General features: G+C 64.5%; 1 protein-coding gene. It reads right to left on the bottom strand.

The window, feature by feature from the left end:
• Positions 1-777, bottom strand: a 777-nt coding sequence (locus tag A9D60_RS04945) for a sulfotransferase family 2 domain-containing protein (protein WP_065266575.1), incomplete at its 3' end; no start/stop codon positions are given.
• Positions 778-820 lie beyond the last annotated feature (43 nt).

The raw sequence follows: 820 nt of genomic DNA, 5'->3' as shown, positions 1-820 counted from the left end.
CAGCGCCCGGATCCGCTCCATCTGCGCCTCCGTGTAGTCCGGCTTGCGGTCCGGCGCCGCATTCAGCCGCGCAACCCGCAAGGACACGCCGAACACCTCGCGGTAGCGCGCCGTGAAGCCCTCGAGGTCATCGAGGAAGCCGACCACCGCAAACTTTGCCAGCCGCGCCTTGGCAAGATCCAGCGCTGCGGGCACGTCCTCATCGGCAATCACCGTCTGGCCGTAGAGGTAACGCAGGAACACCTGCGCATGGCTGCGCGCCACCGGGCCGTCGAGGTAGCTGTCCAGATCCTCTGTCACCACCCCGGCCCGCTGTGTCATCCGGAAGTTCGAGATCATCCGCTCCACCGGGTCGCGCAGAAGTGTCACATATTTGTAGCGGTCCCCGAAATGGCGTTCGGCCTTGTCCGAATAGAGCACATGGCCATGCAGCAGCCAGCTGTCCCAGGCCATGTGCTGCAGCAGCATCCCCTCGCGCAGGTCGAAAACATCCTGCCCGTGCGGCAGGTCCTCATGGCACAGCGCCGGGTCATCCTGCCCGTGCTTCAGTATGGCCGCGGCGCGGCGGGTGGACACCGCATCGATGATTCCAAGGCGCTGCGAAAAGGGAACCGTGGCGTACATAGCCTCGGAAATCGATGTGCCGCCGCATTTGGGCATATGAAGAAAGACACTGCGGTGCTTGGGCTTGCGGCTGCCGGCAGTCCGGCGCGCCCGGCCGGTCACGATGCGCAGCCGCCGCGCAGTGCGTTCTCTAAACGGAGCTTTGCGGGCCATTCGCCTTATATCCCATTCTTGCACTTACTCGCCGAACCTGTGC

This window comes from Leisingera sp. JC1, from assembly GCF_001679925.1.
GTDB lineage: Bacteria > Pseudomonadota > Alphaproteobacteria > Rhodobacterales > Rhodobacteraceae > Leisingera.
Note: the sequence above shows the minus strand (reverse complement) of the source record. Positions and strands in the feature narration are given on the sequence as shown.